This is a genomic window from Rhodanobacter sp. FW104-R8 (assembly GCF_001617365.1).
GTDB lineage: Bacteria > Pseudomonadota > Gammaproteobacteria > Xanthomonadales > Rhodanobacteraceae > Rhodanobacter.
Genome location: NZ_LVJR01000019.1, coordinates 1 through 17,938, shown reverse-complemented (window position 1 = coordinate 17,938; position 17,938 = coordinate 1). Strand labels below are relative to the sequence as shown.

Genomic DNA, 17,938 nt, shown 5'->3' with positions numbered 1-17,938 from the left:
CTGTAGGAGCGCACCCTGTCCACAAGGGACTTCCTTCGGTCGCGCGCGATGCTCTTCGTCACGTGACGGAAAGCATTCGCGCACAGGGTGCGCTCCTACAGGCCCAGCGTGGTGCGCTCCAGCGGGCCGGCACCACGCGGCCGTGCCGCCGGCGTCGGTGCATCGAGCGGCCACGCCGCGCCTTCGTACAGATGCGCCCACAACCGGTCCAGCGCCGCATAGCCGTACGGCAACAGCGGCACGTAGTGCTCGCCGAAACCGGGCAGCACGAGGAAGGCGTCGAAATGCTGCGCGTGCGGCACCTTCCAGTAGATCGGGTGGCGCCCCTCGTCGCGCAGCCACGCCACGTACGGTTCGGAACTGAACGCGGTGGGCAGCAGGCCGTCGCCGGCGCCGTGCAGCACCCACAGCGGCAGGTCGCGGCGCGGCAGCCTCGCCGCGGTGGCCGCGACAGCGGCATGCAGCATCTGCGATTCGTGGTTGTCGCCGGTCCACAGCCCGCGCAGGCACTCGCTGCCGATCAGGGTGGGGTCGGCCGAGACATTCATGCCGCCGAACAGGCCGATGCCGTTGCCCGGCGGAATGCCCGAGCCATCCGCCCACCAGCTCGCCCGCGTTGCCGGATCGGCTGCACCAGGCTGGCCGGCGGGACCGATCGCCGCGTAACGGAAGCCGCACGGCATGTCGGCGGCGCCGCGGCGCAGGTAGGCCGAGGCGTAGCCCGCGGCGATCACCCGCCACAGGTCGAAGGCGGTCGTGCTGGCCGCGGTGTGCATCGCTTCGTCGGTCCAGCCGCGCACGTGCAGGTATTGCCGCGCCTGCGCGGCTTGGGCAGGCAAGGTGTTGCCGCCGAGCTTGCCCTGCGCGCGCAGGCTGGCGCAGCGGATCAGCCAGGCCGGCAGCGGCACGCCGCGGGGTCCGCGGGCCAGCGGCACTGCGGCAAAATCCTCCGCGCTCAATGCGCACGGCAGCCAGATCGCCGCCTCGGTGGCGTAGTCGTACAGCGCGCGGCCGCGGCCCGGCACGTGCACGTTCGGTTCCAGCGCCACCACGCCGGCGAAGAAGTGTTCCTGGTCCAGTCCCGCCGCCTGCAGCACGGCGCCGCCGCCGTTGGAGATGCCGGCAGCGATGATCTTCGTGTTCTGCGGCGTGAACGGCGCCTCGGCGGGGAAGGCGCGGTCGAGCATCGCCAGCCCGAACTGCGCCGCCTGGATCACGTGCCGGCCCCAGTCACCCTCCGGGTTGTCGCCCGAATGCGCGTGCTTGACCGCGATGCCCGCGCCCGGCGCTGCCGGCGGCGGCTGGAACTCCAGTTCCGCCTCGCCGCGTTTCGCGCGACGGCCGTCCAGCGCCACGCCGCTGTCGTCGGCGTAATCGAAGTAACCCGCGCCGGTGCCCTTGTCGGTGTACGCCACCGCGCAGCCGTGCGGCAGGCCCCAGGCACCGGCCAGCGCGATCGCGCCGTAGATGCCGCGCGAGCCGGACGAGGCGGTCACTACCAGGCAGCGTTTCTGCCGGTCGAAACCGTCCGGCAGCTGCAGCAGCACGCGGTGCGGCGAGCGCGCACCGGGGATGCGCGCGAACGCCTGGTACTCGCGCCCCGGCACGTCCGGCACGGCGCCATACACGCTGCCGTAGCCGCCCAGCGGCCCGAGGTCGGCGATGCCCTTCCAACTGGTCTGGATCGCGCGCCGGCGCAATTCCCCGGGGGCGGGATCCAGCGGGTTGGCGAACGGCGACGGCAGGCCGGCCAGTCCCGCCAGGCCCAGTCCCGCGCTCAGCAGATCGTCGTGGCCGCGATGCTCGGTCATCCGCACCTCGCCGTAATCGAGCTCACGCATGGCAGATTCCTTCCTCATCCCTTGGCCGGCACAGGCCGACAGCATGACGGATACCAGCACGGGCAAGAACAGCAGCGACGAAATGCGGGCGGAGTTCTTCATCCGGCCACCATAGCAAGCGCATCGGCAGCCGCCATCGTACGAAAGTCCGTGCGCCGAACTCGACGCGGCCGCCGCGGCCGGTTAACTTCGGCGGGATGACCACCCTGCTGATCGCCGATGACCACCCGCTGTTCCGCGCCGCGCTGCGCCTGGCGGCCGGCGAGAACCTGCCCGGCTGCCGCGTGCAGGAAGCCGCCGACCTGTCCGGCGTGCTCGACGCGCTGGCCGCCGAACCGGATACCGACCTGGTCCTGCTCGACCTGCACATGCCCGGCAGCCGGGGCCTGTCCGGGCTGGCCGCGCTGCGCGGCCAGCATCCCGGCGTGGCCGTGCTGGTGGTCTCCGCCCACGACGACCCGCGGATCGTGCGCCGCGTGCTCGACCATGGCGCCGCCGGCTTCATCCCCAAGAGTGCCAGCCCGGCCGAGATCGGCGGGGCGATCAGGAGCGTGCTCGACTGCGGCAGCTGGCTGCCGCCCGGCCTCGCCGACGCCGTCGCCGCCCTGCCCGCCGACCCGGCCGACACCGACCTCGCCCACCGCCTCGCCCGCCTCACCGAACAGCAGTCGCGCGTGTTGGCCCTGCTCGCCGAAGGCCTGCTCAACAAGCAGATCGCCGACCGCCTGGGCATCCAGGAACGCACGGTGAAGGCGCATGTCACCGCCATCTTCGAGAAGCTGAAGGTGCGCAACCGGACGCAGGCCGGGATGGCGCTGCGCTCGCTGGACCTGGAGACTCCGCCGCGGGAGGCCTGAGCGCGGCACCGCGCCGGTGGCCCTGCATCGCGCCGCGCCGCCGCCGCTCGCCCGCTACATCCGGGCCGGCAGGCTCGTACCGGCGCCCGGCGCGGTGCCCGTGCCGTCGGCACAACGCTGCGCAAGCGCGGAGCCGAATGTCACCACCACGGTATCGTCCACCAGGCGCAGGGTGTAGGCGCTGGTACGGCGCGCCACCGGCACCGCGCAGGCTTCCGCCAGGATCGCGGTCACCCGCTGTGTCGCCGCGGGGTCGGTCCGGTAGCGCATATCCGCCAGCCCGGGGATGTAATACATGAGGAAATTGTGGCTGGCGAACACATCGTCCACGGAAAGATAGATGGGCACCAGCGCGCGAACCAGCGGGAATTGCTCCACGACGTGCGCCGCAGGCGGCGCGTATCCCGCCGTGCCGTCGAGCAGGTAGGCGTGCAGCGGCCCGGCGGCACCCAGCTCGGCAAGGTCGTCGGCCAGCCGCGCGGCGATCCGCTCCTCGTAGTTTTTCTGCTCGCCCAGCGCATTGCCGTAGGCGCTGGCAATGGAACACATGCCGAGGGCGAGCATGCCGGCGACGGCCATGGCCCACCGCGGCGAGCGGCACCACTGCCGCAGCGCCGCCTGCATCACGATCAGCGCCGCCGCCAGCAGCGCACCGGCGCCCACCAGCACGCGAGGCTCGATCTCCGGCTTGAGCAATACCAGCATGGGGCCCGCAACGCAGAGCAGCGCCGCCAGCGGCAGCGCGAAGCTGGTCGCGAACAGGGTCGCGCCGACCCAGGCCGGATGCGTGCGGCGAACCCGCAACGCATAACGCAGGCCGATCGCGACGGGAAGCAACGCCAGCAACACCAGGACCGGGGCGAAATACATCCACCAGTGGCGGTTGAAGCTGCCGCCGATGAAACCGTAGAAATCGACGATGTTGCCCTTGATCACCGGCAGGTCGTGCAGACCGCGGATCCGCTCGGCCTTCTGCTGCACCCAGCCGTGGATGTGGATGCCGACGAGCAGCTGGTAGACCAGCATGGCGAGGCCGACCTGCCCCGCCCGCGCCAGCAGCTGGCGGGTCCATCGCCGCAGCTCCACCCCGTGCAGTTGGGCGAGCACCACCTCCAGCAGCACGAAGATCAGGCAGGCATTGATGGCGGCCTGGTAGAAGCAGAGGCTGGCGAAAATCGCCAGCACGCCCAACCACCATCCCCGGCGATCGTCCTTCAGCGCGATGAGCGGCAACAGCGCCAGCAGCATCGCCATGCTCATGCTCAGGGCATCGAACTTGTAGGAAAGATTCTCCAGGTAGAACGGCTGCGCGCCCAGCGGAAACGCCACCAGCGCGGCCACCCACGGCGAGCGGATGGCATAGCGGCGCGCGACCAGCACGCCGGCCCAGGCGAGCACCGCCACGGCGCCGATCTGGATCAGCGGGGAGAGGTCGACCAGCGCGGAGTCGTAGCACTGCAGCAGCTTCATCAGCAGGGTCGTCAGCGGCCTGCCATTGGAATCCCAGCCGGTGTGGCCGACCAGGGCCCGCTTCAGGTCGTCCATGTAATAGCGGTTCGCCCGCAGGATCGGGTAAAGGATCAGGACGTACAGCGCGAGCAGGATGACGAAGACGCCACGGCCCGCGCGTCCTGGAGCGGCGGCGTGATCGGTAGGCATGTCGTGCGGCATCGGCTGGCTCACTGCTCCGGACTTCCCGCTGCCGTACCCGCGGCAACGGCGCCGCATGCGCCCCGGGGTGTATCAACCTGCATCATCAGGCATGTCTGCCGCATCGGAATTCCCGTCGGAAAATGGGCGTCGTCGCTGCGACCGCCCTGACGGAATGATGCGGGATCGACACGGGCGACCGGAAGTGCCGCCGGCATCCGGAGCGCCGGTCAAGCCCGCGCCGCTCCTGCGATCACCCGCTGCAGCACCTGCCGCAGCGCCAACGGCTTCAGCGGCTTGTACAGCACGCCCACTCCGGCCTCGAGCAGGCGCTGGCGCAGTTCACCGTCGCGGTCGGCGGTGAGCATCACGGCAGGCACATCGGCATACCGGGCGCGCAACAGATGCCATACGTCCAGCCCGGTCTGCCCGCCATCGAGATGGAAATCGAGGATGTGCAGGTCGGGCCGCCACGGCGCGGCCAGCGCCTGCTCGGCGTTGCGGGCTGCGTGGACGTGCCAGCCCCAGCCGGCCAGCAGGCTGCCGAGCGCGGCCAGCGCGGCCGGTTCGTTGTCGAGCAGCAGGGCGCGGCCGGCGGGCAGCGGCCGTTGTGCGGGCGCGGGCGGCGCGGATCGCGCCACGGCCGGCGCGACCGGCACGTCGATATGAAACACGCTGCCGCGGCCGGGCCAGGAGCGCAGGCCCAGCGGGTGGCCGAGCAGGTCGGCCATCCGCTGGGCGATCGACAGGCCCAGGCCCAGGCCCTGCCCGCCCGCGGCGCTGCCGCGGCGGAACTCCTGGAAGATCAGCCGCTGCTCCTCCGGCGCGACACCCGGGCCGGTGTCCCACACCTCGACGCGCAGCTGCGCGCCGCGCCGGCGTGCACCGAGCAGCACGCGGCCGCGTTCGCCGTAGCGCAACGCGTTGGACAGGAAGTTCTGCAGCACGCGGCGCAGCAGTTGCGGATCGGAGCGCACCCAGGCGCGCGTGCCGACCACGTCCAGCCGCACGCCGCGATCGATCGCGATGGCGCGGAACTCGGCGGCCAGCGGATCCAGCACCTCGGCCAGCGCGAACGCGCGCGGCTGCGGATGCAGGCGGCCGCCTTCGAGCCGGGCCACGTCGAGCAGCCCGGTGAGCAGGCCCTCGGTGGCGGCCAGCGCGCCGTTGAGATGCCGCACCTTGGCCGCGTCGGCGCCGCTTTCGGTGAGCGAGTGGGCGAACAGCTGCGCCGCGTGCAGCGGCTGCATCAGGTCGTGGCTGACCGCGGCGAGGAAGCGGCTCTTCGCCTCGTTCGCCGCCTGCGCCTCGGCCGAGACCGCGGCCAGCTCGCGGGTGCGTTTCTCCACGCGCAGTTCCAGCGTCTCGTTGACGCGCTTCAGCGCCGCCTCGGCCTGGCGGAACGCGGTGACGTCGGTAAAGGTGGCGACGAAGCCGCCGCCGGGCATCGGATTGCCGCGGATCTCGACGATGGTGCCGTCGGGGAAGCGTCGCTCGGACAGGTGCCGGGTACCCTCGCGCATGTGCGCCAGCCGGCGCTGCACGCGCTGCTCCACCTCGCCAGGGCCGAGCAGGCCGGCGTCGATGTTGTGGCGCGTCAGCTCGGCCACTGGCCGGCCCACCTGCAACATCTCCGGCGGATAGTCGAACAGCCGCGCGTACGGCGTGTTCCAGGCCACCAGCCGCAGTTCGGCGTCGACCACGCAGATGCCCTGGCTCATGTTCTCCAGCGCCGCCTCCAGCACGCGCTGGTTGAAACGCAGGTCCTGCGCCGCCTCGCCCACGATGGCAACCACCGTATCGAGATCGTCGCGGCCCTGCCGGTGCACCACTTCCAGCAGCAAGCGCGCGGAGGCGGCACCGATCACCGCGGCCAGCTCGTGCTCGACCTCGGCGACCCGCGCGCTTCCGGCCGGCCCCGCCGCGGGCGCGCTGGCGAACAGGTGCCCGACCCGCTCCGGCGGCAGGAAGCGCGCCGCCAGCGCGCGCAGCTCGACCAGGCCGACGTCGCCCACGCTGACCGCGCGCGCGCCCCTGCCATAGCGCGAGCCGGCCATCGCCAGCATCACCGCGACGTTGACCAGCAGGCTCACCACCACGGCGCGACCGAGCCGGTTCCAGTTGCCCAGCCCGAGCAGGCCGTCCGGCGCCAGCCAGTGCAGGCCGAACGGGCCGTCGTGCAGCCAGGCCGGCACCGACGACAGCAATGCCGGCAGCACCGCGTACATCCATACCAGTGTGCCGGCGGCCAGCCCGGCCATCACCGCGCGCGAGCCCAGTTGCGGCCGGTACACCGCGGCCAGCAGCGCCGGAGCCAGCCCGGCCAGCGCGGAGAACGAGATCGCGCCGATGTCGGCCAGCGCCTCGTTGCCCGCCAGCAGCCGGCTGTACGCCCATGCCAGCAGGATCACCACCAGGATCGCCACGCGTCGATGGTTCAGCAGCTCGCCGCGCAGGTCGCCGTGCTCGTCGCGACCCCAGCCCGAGCGCACCCGCAGCGGCGCGATGAAATGGTTGACCACCATCAGGCTCAGGGTCAGCGTGGCGATCACCACCATGCTGGTGGCGGCGCTCAGGCCGCCGAGGAAAGCGACCAGCGCCAGCCCATGCTCGCCGCGCGCCAGCGGCAGCGCCAGCACGTACATGTCCGACGACACGCCGCTCGCGCCCAGCCACGCGTCGCCCAGCCGCGCCAGCGGCAGGATCGGCAGCGAGATCAGCAGCAGGTACAACGGAAACAGCCAGCGCGCGGTACGCAACTGGCCATCCTCGCGGCACTCCACGATGCCGGCATAGAACTGGTGCGGCATGGTGAACATCGCCAGCGCACCGAGCAGGATCAGCGCCGGGAAGCCGCTGCTGTCCGGCGGCGCCGGCACGTTCGCCGGCAGTCCCGCCGGCAACGCAGCGAACAGCAGCGTGCCCAGCGCCAGCATCGCGCCCAGCTTAAACAGCGACTCGAACGCCATCGCCAGCACCAGCCCGCGGTTGTGCGCCATGGTTGAGGCGCGCCGGGTGCCGAACAGCATCGCGAACAGCGCCATCAGCAGCGCCACGTACAGTGCGCTGTCCTGCCAAGGACTGGATTCCGCCAGTTGGCCGCGGCTGAGGATGCCGTAGCTCATCGCCACCGCCTTCAGCTGCAGCGCGATGTAGGGCACGATGCCGATCACCACCACCGCGGTGACCAGCGCCGCCAGTCCCGGGTGCCGCCCCAGCCGCACCGCGATCAGGTCGGCCAGCGAACCGGCGTTGTACTCGCGCACCAGCCGCACCATCCGGCGCAGGAAGCCCAGCGCGAACAGGTACATCAGGATCGCCCCGACGAAGGTCGGCGGCAGCCACCAGCCCGAACGGCTGGCCTGGGTCACGGTGCCGTAGAACGTCCACGAAGTGCAGTGGATCGCCAGCGACAACGCGTACACGATCGCCCAGCGCTTCTCGAAGATGTGCGGCCGGCGCTCGCCGAGCAGCGCCACGCCGAACAGCAGGCCCAGCCAGCACAGCGCGGCGATGGCGATGAGGGTGGTGCTCAGCATGGTGCCTGGGCTTCTGGGTGCGGCTGCAACCGCGATGCGCTTGTCGCTTCGCCGATGGTCCGGAGCAAAGAGCTTTCGGCCTCCGCAGGAGGACGAAAGCTCTTTGCTCTGAAACCCTTGGCTCCGAATGAAGCAAGAGCATCGCACACAGGGTGCGCTCCTACAGTCGGACAAAGACGCGGACGGCGGCGCCCCGCCATCAATGCCCCGCTGGCATTCCCAGCGCCCGCACCGCGTTCACCAGCCAGCGCAGCTGCACACCCTGGCGGCTGTCGTAGTCGGCTCCGGAATATCCCCACCAGTCCCAGCATGCCTGCGGATTCAAGGGCGCGAAACTTGCGCGGGTCTGAGGATATAGCACCGCCACGGCGTAGACGTCGGCCCAGCGGTTGAAGCCGGCGTCCTCGACGAAGGCCTCGCCCACCGCGGCGGCGTTCTGCCTGCAGCCGTGGAACACCACCACCACGCCGCAGGGCTTGCCGGCGAGGCAGGCCGGCGGCAGGTAGACGTAGCCGGTGTCGGCCAGGAATGCATCGGCGCCGCCGGGGCGCAGCGCATCCTGGTCGAAGCGGCGCAGTTCACCCTGCGCGCTGCCCGCCGCGCGCGGCGGCTTGCCGAACATCTGCGCGAAGATCTCGCCCGCCGCGTCGAAGCCGCAGTGGCCCAGGTAGGGCGGCACCGACTTGCCGCAGTCGTCGCCGCCGGCGGCCACCGGCAGGTTGTGCGCGAACGCGCGCTGGCCGTCGTCATGCACCTGCATGCCCTTCAATCCCGGCACGCCGTTGCGCAGCTGCCGGTAGAACTGCGCGCCCGCCTCGGCCACCGCGGGCGCCACCAGCACGTCGTCCTTGCCGTGCAGCAGGTAGACGCGGGCGTGGGCCAAGTTCTTCAGCGCGCCGATCTCGCCGCTGGCGGAGCGCCTGCCGGCGCTGGCCACCAGCGCGCCGACATCCGGCGCCGGCACGCCCTTCATGCAGCTGCCCAGCGCCACGTCCAGCTTGCCGCCGGCGCAGCCGTACGGACCGCCGGCCACGATGGCCGCGTTCGGGAACAGCTCCGGGTACGCCAGCTGCGCCTGGCCGGCCATGTACGCGCCGGAGGAAAGGCCGACCACGGCAGTGCGCGAAGCATCGATCTTCAGCCTGGACAGCGGCGGCGCAGCGGCGGCCCGGGCCAGCGTAGCCGCGAGCAGCAGGGTCAGGAAACCGAGGGTCTTGCGCATGGATTCTCTCCGCTGGCGGCCCGGCGTCCGGCAGCCGGCCTCATGCCGCCACCAGGCCCGGCCGGAACCGCGATGGTAGCCGGACCGGCCCCGGCAGGATCCGGACCAAAACTCCCCGCGGGAGCCCACCGGCGACTCCCGCGGGGCATGGGGAAACGCCATCGTCAGAACCGGTACTTCACACTCAGCATGACCATCCGCGGGGCGCCGTAGAAGCCTGTGTAGATGCCCAGCGCGCCGACATTGTAGCCGGTGGTGCGGTAGGACTTGTTGGCCAGGTTGGTGCCCTGCAGGCTGAGCGACCAGGGCTGGTTGACCTGCCAGATGACGCCGGCGTTCCACAGGCCATACGCGGGCTGGGCGATCAGCGGCGACAGCGTGGTTTCCGGGTACACCATGCTCTGGTAGGTGTAGTTCACCCGCGCGGTGACGCTGCCGCCGCTGGCCAGCGGCGTGGTGTTCTCCAGCGACAGGCCGCCGGACCACTTCGGCGCGTTGGTGAACTTCTGCTGGTCGGCGATGTTGACGCCGCGGGTCATGTACTCGGTGTACTTGGTGTGCAGGTAGGCGACGTTGCCGCGCAGGGTCCAGTTCTCGGCCGGCTTCCAGGCAAACTCCTCCTCCAGGCCGTCGATGTGGCCCTTGCCGGCGTTGGTGAAGTCGCCGAAGAAGCCCTGGCTGCCGTTGGGCAGCGTGTAGGAACTGAATACCGACAGCTGGATGTTGGTGTAGAGGTTGTGGAACAGCGCCGTGTTCATCATCAGCGCGCCGTCCAGGAAGGTCATCTTGCTGCCCAGCTCGAACGACTGCACCTTCTCGTCGTCGATCGGGCGACACGAGCTGGGCACCGCCACGCAATTGGCGCGGATGTTGTAGCCGCCGGAGTGGAAGCCCTCCGAGTAGCTGGCGTAGAGCCTCACCTGGTCGTTCACGCTCCAGTCCAGCGAAACCTTCGGCGAGACGTTGCTGGTCGCGTGCGAGCCGCTGAAGTTGGCCAGCGTGCTGGTGCGCGTGGTGAAGGTCTCGTCCGAGAAGCCGAAGTTCTGGATCAGCGCGGTCTTGGTCTCGTGGGTGTAGCGCAGGCCCACGTCCAGGCTCCAGCTGGGGTTGATGTCCCAGGTGAAATCGCCGTAGCCCGCATAGCTCTTGGTGCCCATGCGCCCGCCGGTGCTGCCGTACTGCGACAGGTGCAGCGTGGAGTACGGTGGCGAACCGAGGAAGATGTTGTGGATCTCGCCGTCGGCATGGCCGTCGAAGTAGTACGCGCCGAACACGCCGTGCAGGCTGCCGCCGGCGTCGTAGTTGGCCTGGAATTCCTGGCTGAACTGATGATCCTTGTAGACCGCGTTCACGTCGGCGATCTTCTCCGGCAGCGTGTCGAAGTCGATGTTGGTGTCGGTCGAGGAGCCGCGCACGGCGGTCACGGATTTCAGCGACCAGTTCGGGCTGGCGATCCAGTTCATCGTCAGCGCGGTGCCGTACAGCTTGGTGTGGTTGACCTGGGCGAAGCCGCTGCGGGTGTCGAAATCGCTCGACAGCGGCTTGTAGGCCGGGTCGAGCTTGTTCACCGTGAGCATCTTGGCGCCGCGCGGGTTGGAGTTGTCGCGCACGCCGTCGACCGACAGCTGCACGTTGAACTGGCTGGACGGAAAGAAGCCGAACGTGGCGCGTGCGGCATTGCTGTTCTTGTTGCCGTTGCGGCTGCCGGTGAGGATGTCCTTGCCGAAACCGTCGTTGTGCCCGCTGGCGTAGGCGATGCGCCCGCGCCACACCTGGTCCGCGCTGGCGCCGCCGAGGCTGGCCTTGACGTCCTTTTCGCCATGCGTGCCCACGGTCGCCTCCACCGAGCCCTCGGTCTTCACCGGCAGCGGGTTGGCGACGTATTTGATCGCGCCGCCGATGGTGTTCTTGCCGTACAACGTGCCCTGCGGGCCGCGCAGCACCTCGATGCGGCTGACGTCGAACACGTCCAGCACCGCGCCCTGCGGACGCGCCAGGTAGACGTCGTCCAGATAGATGCCCACGCCCGGGTCGAAGCCCCAGGTCGGGTCGGCCTGGCCGACGCCGCGGATGTAGGCGGTGAGCGTGGTGTTGGAGCCGCGGGCGGCGTAGATCTGCAGCGAAGGCACCTTGCCCTGCAGGTCGGCCAGGTTCTGCACGTTCTGCCTTTCCAGCGCCTGCGCGGTGAAGGCGCTGACCGCGATCGGCACGTCCTGCAGCGTCTCCTCGCGCTTGCGTGCGGTGACCGTGATCTGGTCGAGCTGCTTGACGCTGGTGGTCTTCGCCGCCTTGCCGCCGGTGTCGGTGGCCTGCTGCGCATGCAACGGTGCCGCGGACAGCAGCCCGGTGGCTAGGCCGATCGCCAGACTCAGGTACGTGCGCTTCATGGTTTCCCCTTCCCCTTTCCTGTGGTGTGACCGGCAGTGGACGCGGCCACCGGCAACGGATGCTGACGGAACGAGCTTAGATACCCATCGGGGGGCCGGCACTTGTACCTTCGTACAGTGCCGGCGGCCGGCGGCGGTGCGGATACTCGGGCCAATGTCCCGACCATCGTCGCGGATCTGGCTCACTTCGGGGGAGATTCACGGATGGCATTTCTGATCGTGCTGGCCGCACTGTGTTTTCTGATGTTCGCGGCCTATCGCGGGTACAGCGTCATCCTGTTCGCGCCGCTCGCCGCGCTGGGCGCGGTGCTGCTGACCGATCCGTCGCTGGTGGCACCGATGTTCACCGGCCTGTTCATGGACAGGATGGTCGGCTTCCTCAAGCTGTACTTCCCGGTATTCATGCTGGGCGCGGTGTTCGGCAAGCTGATCGAGCTGTCCGGCTTTTCCAAGGCCATCGTGGCGGCCACCATCGGCCTGGTCGGACGCAGCCGGGCGATCCTGTCGATCGTGCTGGTGTGCGCGCTGCTGACCTATGGCGGCGTGTCGCTGTTCGTGGTGGTGTTCGCGGTGTACCCGTTCGCCGCGGAACTGTTCCGCCAGTCCGATATTCCGAAGCGGTTGATCCCCGGCACCATCGCGCTGGGCGCGTTCACCTTCACCATGGATTCGCTGCCGGGCACGCCGCAGATCCAGAACATCATCCCCACGTCGTTCTTCGGCACCAACACCTGGGCCGCGCCGTGGCTGGGCACGATCGGCGCGGTATTCATCCTGATCGCGGGCCTGGGCTATCTGGACTGGCGCCGGCGCCAGGCCGCCGCGGCCGGCGAAGGCTACGGCGACGACCTGGTCAACGAGCCGGCCCCGTTCGAGGGCGGCCGGCTGGCGCACCCGCTGGTCGCGCTGTTGCCGCTGGTGCTGGTGGGCGTGTGCAACAAGCTGTTCACCGAGCTGATCCCGCGCCTCTACGGCGAAACGCAATCGTTCCTGCCCAGCGTGGTCGGCAGCGCGAAGCCGGTGGTGCAGGAGGTGTCCAAGGTCGCTGCGATCTGGGCGGTCGAGGGCGCGCTGCTGGCCGGCATTCTGTGCGTGCTGGCGTTCGCCTGGCGGGCGGTGACCGCACATCTCGCCGCCGGCAGCCAGGCGGCGGTCGGCGGCGCGCTGCTGGCCTCGATGAACACGGCCTCGGAATACGGCTTCGGCGCGGTGATCGCCGCCCTGCCCGGCTTCAAGCTGGTCGCCGATGCGCTGCACACGATCCCGAACCCGCTGCTCAACGAGGCGGTCACCGTCACCGCGCTGGCCGGCATCACCGGCTCGGCCTCCGGCGGCATGAGCATCGCGCTGGGGGCGATGGCCGAGACCTTCATCGCCAACGCGCACGCCGCCGGCATCCCGATGGAGGTGCTGCATCGGGTCGCGGCGATGGCCTCCGGCGGCATGGACACCCTGCCGCACAACGGCGCCGTGATCACCCTGCTGGCGGTGACCGGACTGACCCACCGGCAGTCCTACAAGGACATCTTCGCCATCACCGTGGTCAAGACCCTGGCGGTGCTGGTGGTGATCGCCGCGTACTATCTCCTCGGCGTGGTGTAGCCACGGCGGCGTCCGCGGATCGCGGGCTGCAGGCGGGATGAACGGACCGAAGAAATGACGGGCAAGTTGTCACACAAGTCCGTATAATCGGTCAATTCGCCCTTCAAAAACCTGCGTGACGGCCTCCGAGTCGCCCGAGTCAATCCCATGTCCATCGAAAAACTGCGCAATATCGCCATCGTCGCCCACGTCGACCACGGCAAGACCACCCTCGTCGATTGCCTGCTCAAGCAGTCCGGCACGCTCAACGAGCGCACCGTGCTGGCCGAGCGCGTGATGGACTCGAACGACCAGGAAAAGGAACGCGGCATCACCATTCTGGCCAAGAACACCGCGATCACCTGGCAGGGCAACCGCATCAACATCGTCGACACCCCCGGCCACGCCGACTTCGGCGGCGAGGTGGAGCGCGTGCTGTCGATGGTGGACTCGGTGCTGATCCTGGTCGACGCGATGGACGGCCCGATGCCCCAGACCCGCTTCGTGACGCAGAAGGCGTTCGCGATGGGCTTCAAGCCGATCGTGGTGATCAACAAGGTCGACCGCCCCGGCGCCCGTCCCGAGTGGGTCGTCGAGCAGGTGTGGGATCTGTTCGATCGCCTGGGCGCCACCCCCGAGCAGATGGATTTCCCGATCGTCTACGCCTCGGCGCTGAACGGCTATGCCGGCCTCAACGACGACGTGCGCGAAGGCGACATGACCCCGCTGTACGAAGCGATCATGCAGCACGTGAGCAAGCCGGACGTCGATCCGGATGGCCCGTTCCAGATGCGCATCAGCCAGCTCGATTACAACAGCTTCGTCGGCGTGATCGGCATCGGCCGCATCCAGCGCGGCACCTTGAAGAAGGGCATGCCGGTCGCCGTGATCGATCGCCATGGCAAGAAGCGCCAGGGCAAGGTGATGCAGGTGCTGGGCTTCCTCGGTCTGGAGCGGATCGAGCAGGACAGCGCCGAGGCCGGCGACATCGTCGCGATCTCGGGCATCGCCGACCTCACCATCTCCGACACCGTCACCGCGCTGGATACACCTGAAGCATTGCCCGCGCTGACCGTGGACGAGCCGACTATCTCGATGACCTTCCAGGTCAACAACTCGCCGTTCGCCGGCAATAAGGATCTGTCCGGCGGCAAGTTCCTGACCAGCCGCCAGCTGCGTGAGCGTCTGGATCGCGAGCAGGTGCACAACGTGGCGCTGAAGGTCGAGCAAGGCTCCGACGCCGACAAGTTCCTGGTCTCCGGCCGCGGCGAGCTGCATCTGTCGGTGCTGATCGAGAACATGCGCCGTGAAGGCTACGAGCTGGCCGTGTCGCGCCCGGAAGTGATCATCAAGGAGATCGACGGCCAGAAGATGGAGCCGATCGAGCAACTGGTGGTCGACGTGGAGGAAGTGCACCAGGGCGCGGTGATGGAAAGGCTCGGCGTGCGCAAGGGCCAGCTGAAGAACATGGAATCCGACGGCAAGGGCCGCGTGCGCCTGGATTACGAGATTCCGGCGCGTGGCCTGATCGGCTTCCAGAACCAGTTCAAGACCCTGACCCAGGGTTCGGGCCTGCTGTTCCACGTGTTCGACCACTACGGTCCGAAGGAAGAGGGCCAGATCGCCAAGCGCCTCAATGGTGTGATGATCGCCAACGCCGGCGGCACCACCCCCGCGTATTCGCTGGGGCCGCTGCAGGATCGCGGCAAGCTGTTCGCGGCCGAGGGTGACAACGTGTATGAAGGCCAGCTGGTCGGCATCCACGCCAAGGACAACGACCTCACGGTGAACGTGATCAAGCCCAAGCCGCTGACCAACATGCGCGCCTCGGGCAAGGACGATGCAATCCAGCTGACCCCGGCGATCAAGTTCTCGCTGGAGCAGGCGCTGGACTTCATCGACGACGACGAGCTGGTCGAGGTCACCCCGAAGGAAATCCGCCTGCGCAAGAAGCACCTCACCGAAAACGACCGCAAGCGGGCCTCGCGCGGCTCGTGACGAACACCCATCGGCACACGCCACCGGCATTGACACCCCGGTCGCGTGCGCCGATCATGCGCGCGCCTCCGCCCGGGAGGCCCCACCGGATATCCGCAACCCAGATGAACGACGATCCCGCCAGTAGTCGCGGCGGCAGCCCGACGCGCCAGCGTCGCCATGCCCACCGCAGCCATACCATCACGGCACGGCCGTGAGCGGGGCCGGACCGGTCTGACCCGCTCGCTCCGTGCCCCTGCACGGAACGAGACCATGCGCTTCACCCGTTACCTCCTCGCCGCACCGCTGGCGCTGGCCGCCACGCTCGCCCACGCCGGCGACGCGCCCCTGTTCGTGCCCCAGTGGCTGGGCGCGCAATACACCTTCGTCGACCAGCACCAGTCTTCGCTGCATTCGCCCTATGCCGGCCCGCTGAGCCTGCACGCCCGCAGCGACACCCGGCGCTCGGACACCTTCGGCGTCTACTTCGGCGTGGCCCTGCCCGCGCGCCTGCAGTTCTACTTCGATGTGGAAATGTTCAAGGGCGCCGGCGTCAGCGACGCCACCGGCCTGGGCGGCCTGACCAACGGCGACGTGATCCGCGCCGGCACCACCGGCCTGGGCAAGGGTCCCTATGTGGCCCGCCGCTTCCTGCGCTGGACGCTGCCGTTGGGCGACGCCACCTCGGCGGTGGAGCGCGCCCAGGACCAGCTGCCCGGTGAAGAAGCCGTGCGGCGGGTCGAGGTCAAGGCCGGCAAGATGGCCGTCGGCGACGACTTCGACAAGAACCGCTACGCCGGCAGCACGCGCACCCAGTTCATGAACTGGACGCTGTTCAACGACACCGCCTGGGATTTCGCCGCCGATACCCGCGGCTATACCGACGGCGTGATGCTGGCCTGGGTGGATGCCGGCTGGAGCCTGCGCTACGGCATCTACCGGATGCCCTTGCACGCCAACGGCCAGCGCCTGGTGTCGTCGTTGCACCGGGCCCGCGGCGAGCAGGCCGAACTGACCGTGCAACCCGATCCGGATGGCTGGGCGCTGCGCCTGCTGGCCTTCCGCAACACCGCCTCGATGGGCGTATACCGGCAGGCCATCGACACGGCGCGGGCCAGCGGCAGCGTGCCCGACATCGCGGCCGACGACCGCCCCGGCCGTCGCAAGTACGGCTTCGGCCTCAACGGCGAGCTGCCGCTGGCCGACCACGGCGACACCGGCCTGTTCATGCGCGCCGGCTGGAACGACGGCCGCACCGAATCGTTCGCCTTCACCGAGGTCGACCGCACCCTGAGCGGCGGCTTCCAGTTGTCGGGCGCGCACTGGAACCGGCCCGGCGACCGTCTCGGCGTCGGTGTGGCGCTCAACGAGCTCTCGCCAGGGCATCGCGAATACCTCGCGCTGGGCGGCAGCGGGTTCGTGCTGGGCGACGGCGCGCTCCGCTACGGCAGGGAGCGGCTGCTCGAGGTCTACTACAACTTCTCGATCGGCAGGTACCTCACCCTGAGCCCCGACCTGCAACTGGTGCACAACCCCGGCTACAACCGCGATCGCGGGCCCGCGCGCTTCGTGGCGCTGCGGGCGCATCTGGAACTCTGACCATCGCAACGCATCGCGCGCAGCGCTTCCGGCGCCTGCCGTAGCGGCGGCCCGCCCTGTCGGTCCCGAGGTGCCGTCAGGGCGAAGCCGCCTTCGCCTTCGCAGCGGCCACGCGCAGCCCCCGCCGCTGCCGCGCCAGCTTGCGCAGCAGCTCGGCGAAGGCCTGCAGGTCGTCGTGCCACGGCGAGGCATCGCGCCAGTACAGCGCGATCTCGCGGCCGCTTGCCTGCCCGTTGAGTTTCGCCAGCGCGATGTTCGGCATCGAGGCCAGCCGCTCGTGCGCCAGCGCCGGCACCAGCGCATAGCCGCCGCGCAGGCTGACCAGGGCAGCCAGGCTTTCCAGGCTGACGTCCTGCACGTGGCCGTGCTCGCTGCCCCCGCCCTGCAGGCCGTCGGCGTGGCTTTCCGCCATCAGCGTGGCCTCGGCCGGGTCAAGCCGGTCCAGCGCGATGCTGTCCTGGCCGGCCAGCGGATGGTCGGCGCGCAGCATCAGTTCCCACGGCTCGAAGAACAGCGGACGTGATGCGATCCCGCTGACCGCCGGTGCCGGCGGTGCCAGCACCGCGTCGAGTTCACCCTCGCCCAGACGACGCAGCAGGCCACGCGGCTTGCCTTCGGAGATGCCCAGCCGCGCCCCGGGAAAATGCTGCGGAAACGGCGCGATCAGGTGCGGCAGCAGGTACGGCCCCAGCGATGCCGGCACGCCCAGGCGCAGCTCGCCGCCGAAGGCGACCTCGCCGGCGCGGGCGACCTGCTGCAGGTGTTCGGCGGAAGACAGTACCGCGTCGATCTGCTGCAGCAGCCGCTGGCCGCCTGCGGTCGGCACGATCTTCCGGCCGCCGCGCTCGAACAGCGGCGCGCCCAGCGCCTGCTCCACCTTCTGCACCTGGTGCGACAGCCCGGAGGGGCTGATATGCATCGCCCGCGCCGCACTGTTGAAACTGCCGTGGCGATGCACCGCCTGCACCAGCGCGAGGTCGCGCAGCGAGACCGCGGCCAGGCCCATCGAAATCATCGAATGCTGCATGTCATCAAAGGCGTTTGCGTGCGGTGGCCATCGGATCCATCCTGTGCGGCGAAGTCGCCGTGAATGTCGGCGCAGTGTACCCGTCGATGCCGCCTGCCGGCGCCCCCGCGGCCCTGCACACCGCCTTCACCGGGACGCAACCGGTTCGCGACCCCGCGGGGTTTGCGCGATAATCGCGTTTTTGCCGGACGACGCACCCCGCGTGTCGTCCGGCGCCGCCGTACAGTCGTCCCAGCCGCAGGATCCAGCCAGGAGCAC

At 69.6% G+C, this 17,938-nt stretch carries 10 protein-coding genes; 4 read left to right on the top strand and 6 right to left on the bottom strand.

Annotated features, from left to right (window positions below; translation table 11 throughout):
* Window positions 1-95 precede the first annotated feature (95 nt).
* Window positions 96-1,886 (bottom strand): 3-hydroxybutyrate oligomer hydrolase family protein, encoded by a 1,791-nt coding sequence (locus tag RHOFW104R8_RS04830; protein WP_082823540.1) that lies wholly within the window; start codon window positions 1,884-1,886, stop codon window positions 96-98.
* 152 nt (window positions 1,887-2,038) lie between these two features.
* Here RHOFW104R8_RS04830 and RHOFW104R8_RS04825 point away from each other — a divergent pair, with 152 nt between their 5' ends.
* Complete coding sequence (locus RHOFW104R8_RS04825; protein WP_068091599.1) at window positions 2,039-2,698, top strand: response regulator transcription factor; 660 nt, start codon at window positions 2,039-2,041, stop codon at window positions 2,696-2,698.
* Between the two features lie 54 nt (window positions 2,699-2,752).
* On the opposite strand, the gene RHOFW104R8_RS04820 is transcribed toward RHOFW104R8_RS04825, so the two are convergent.
* From RHOFW104R8_RS04820 to RHOFW104R8_RS04805, 4 genes are all read right to left on the bottom strand, one after another.
* Window positions 2,753-4,357 carry a glucosyltransferase domain-containing protein gene (locus tag RHOFW104R8_RS04820; protein WP_161487751.1) on the bottom strand — a complete coding sequence of 535 codons (1,605 nt, stop codon included), beginning with the start codon at window positions 4,355-4,357 and terminating at the stop codon, window positions 2,753-2,755.
* Window positions 4,358-4,578: 221 nt separating this feature from the next.
* Complete coding sequence (locus RHOFW104R8_RS04815) at window positions 4,579-7,887, bottom strand: PAS-domain containing protein (RefSeq protein WP_068091605.1); 3,309 nt, start codon at window positions 7,885-7,887, stop codon at window positions 4,579-4,581.
* Between the two features lie 199 nt (window positions 7,888-8,086).
* Window positions 8,087-9,109 carry a PHB depolymerase family esterase gene (locus RHOFW104R8_RS04810; RefSeq protein ID WP_068091608.1) on the bottom strand — a complete coding sequence of 341 codons (1,023 nt, stop codon included), beginning with the start codon at window positions 9,107-9,109 and terminating at the stop codon, window positions 8,087-8,089.
* Between the two features lie 164 nt (window positions 9,110-9,273).
* Window positions 9,274-11,496: a TonB-dependent receptor gene (locus RHOFW104R8_RS04805; protein WP_068091611.1), complete on the bottom strand. Its 2,223-nt coding sequence runs from the start codon at window positions 11,494-11,496 to the stop codon at window positions 9,274-9,276.
* A gap of 204 nt (window positions 11,497-11,700) precedes the next feature.
* Here RHOFW104R8_RS04805 and RHOFW104R8_RS04800 point away from each other — a divergent pair, with 204 nt between their 5' ends.
* From RHOFW104R8_RS04800 to RHOFW104R8_RS04790, 3 genes are all read left to right on the top strand, one after another.
* A complete protein-coding gene (locus RHOFW104R8_RS04800; protein ID WP_068091614.1) occupies window positions 11,701-13,098 on the top strand; it encodes a GntP family permease in 1,398 nt (465 codons plus the stop codon).
* Window positions 13,099-13,245: 147 nt separating this feature from the next.
* Window positions 13,246-15,075 (top strand): translational GTPase TypA, encoded by a 1,830-nt coding sequence (typA, locus tag RHOFW104R8_RS04795; protein ID WP_068091617.1) that lies wholly within the window; start codon window positions 13,246-13,248, stop codon window positions 15,073-15,075.
* A 252-nt stretch (window positions 15,076-15,327) separates the two neighbouring features.
* The gene (locus RHOFW104R8_RS04790) at window positions 15,328-16,653 is read left to right on the top strand and encodes a carbohydrate porin (protein ID WP_068091620.1); all 1,326 of its coding nucleotides are present in this window, start codon (window positions 15,328-15,330) and stop codon (window positions 16,651-16,653) included.
* Window positions 16,654-16,729: 76 nt separating this feature from the next.
* Here the strand turns inward: RHOFW104R8_RS04790 and RHOFW104R8_RS04785 are convergent, their stop codons facing one another.
* Window positions 16,730-17,680 (bottom strand): LysR family transcriptional regulator, encoded by a 951-nt coding sequence (locus tag RHOFW104R8_RS04785; RefSeq protein WP_068091628.1) that lies wholly within the window; start codon window positions 17,678-17,680, stop codon window positions 16,730-16,732.
* Window positions 17,681-17,938 lie beyond the last annotated feature (258 nt).

What these genes read in the sequence shown, in the direction of transcription:
- RHOFW104R8_RS04800 (WP_068091614.1), top strand. Translation starts at nt 11,701, where the DNA reads ATGGCATTTCTGATCGTGCTGGCCGCACTGTGTTTTCTGATGTTCGCG.
- RHOFW104R8_RS04830 (WP_082823540.1), bottom strand. Translation starts at nt 1,886, where the DNA reads ATGCTGTCGGCCTGTGCCGGCCAAGGGATGAGGAAGGAATCTGCCATG.
- RHOFW104R8_RS04815 (WP_068091605.1), bottom strand. Translation starts at nt 7,887, where the DNA reads ATGCTGAGCACCACCCTCATCGCCATCGCCGCGCTGTGCTGGCTGGGC.
- RHOFW104R8_RS04810 (WP_068091608.1), bottom strand. Translation starts at nt 9,109, where the DNA reads ATGCGCAAGACCCTCGGTTTCCTGACCCTGCTGCTCGCGGCTACGCTG.
- RHOFW104R8_RS04825 (WP_068091599.1), top strand. Translation starts at nt 2,039, where the DNA reads ATGACCACCCTGCTGATCGCCGATGACCACCCGCTGTTCCGCGCCGCG.
- RHOFW104R8_RS04820 (WP_161487751.1), bottom strand. Translation starts at nt 4,357, where the DNA reads ATGCCTACCGATCACGCCGCCGCTCCAGGACGCGCGGGCCGTGGCGTC.
- typA (WP_068091617.1), top strand. Translation starts at nt 13,246, where the DNA reads ATGTCCATCGAAAAACTGCGCAATATCGCCATCGTCGCCCACGTCGAC.
- RHOFW104R8_RS04785 (WP_068091628.1), bottom strand. Translation starts at nt 17,680, where the DNA reads ATGCAGCATTCGATGATTTCGATGGGCCTGGCCGCGGTCTCGCTGCGC.
- RHOFW104R8_RS04805 (WP_068091611.1), bottom strand. Translation starts at nt 11,496, where the DNA reads ATGAAGCGCACGTACCTGAGTCTGGCGATCGGCCTAGCCACCGGGCTG.
- RHOFW104R8_RS04790 (WP_068091620.1), top strand. Translation starts at nt 15,328, where the DNA reads ATGCGCTTCACCCGTTACCTCCTCGCCGCACCGCTGGCGCTGGCCGCC.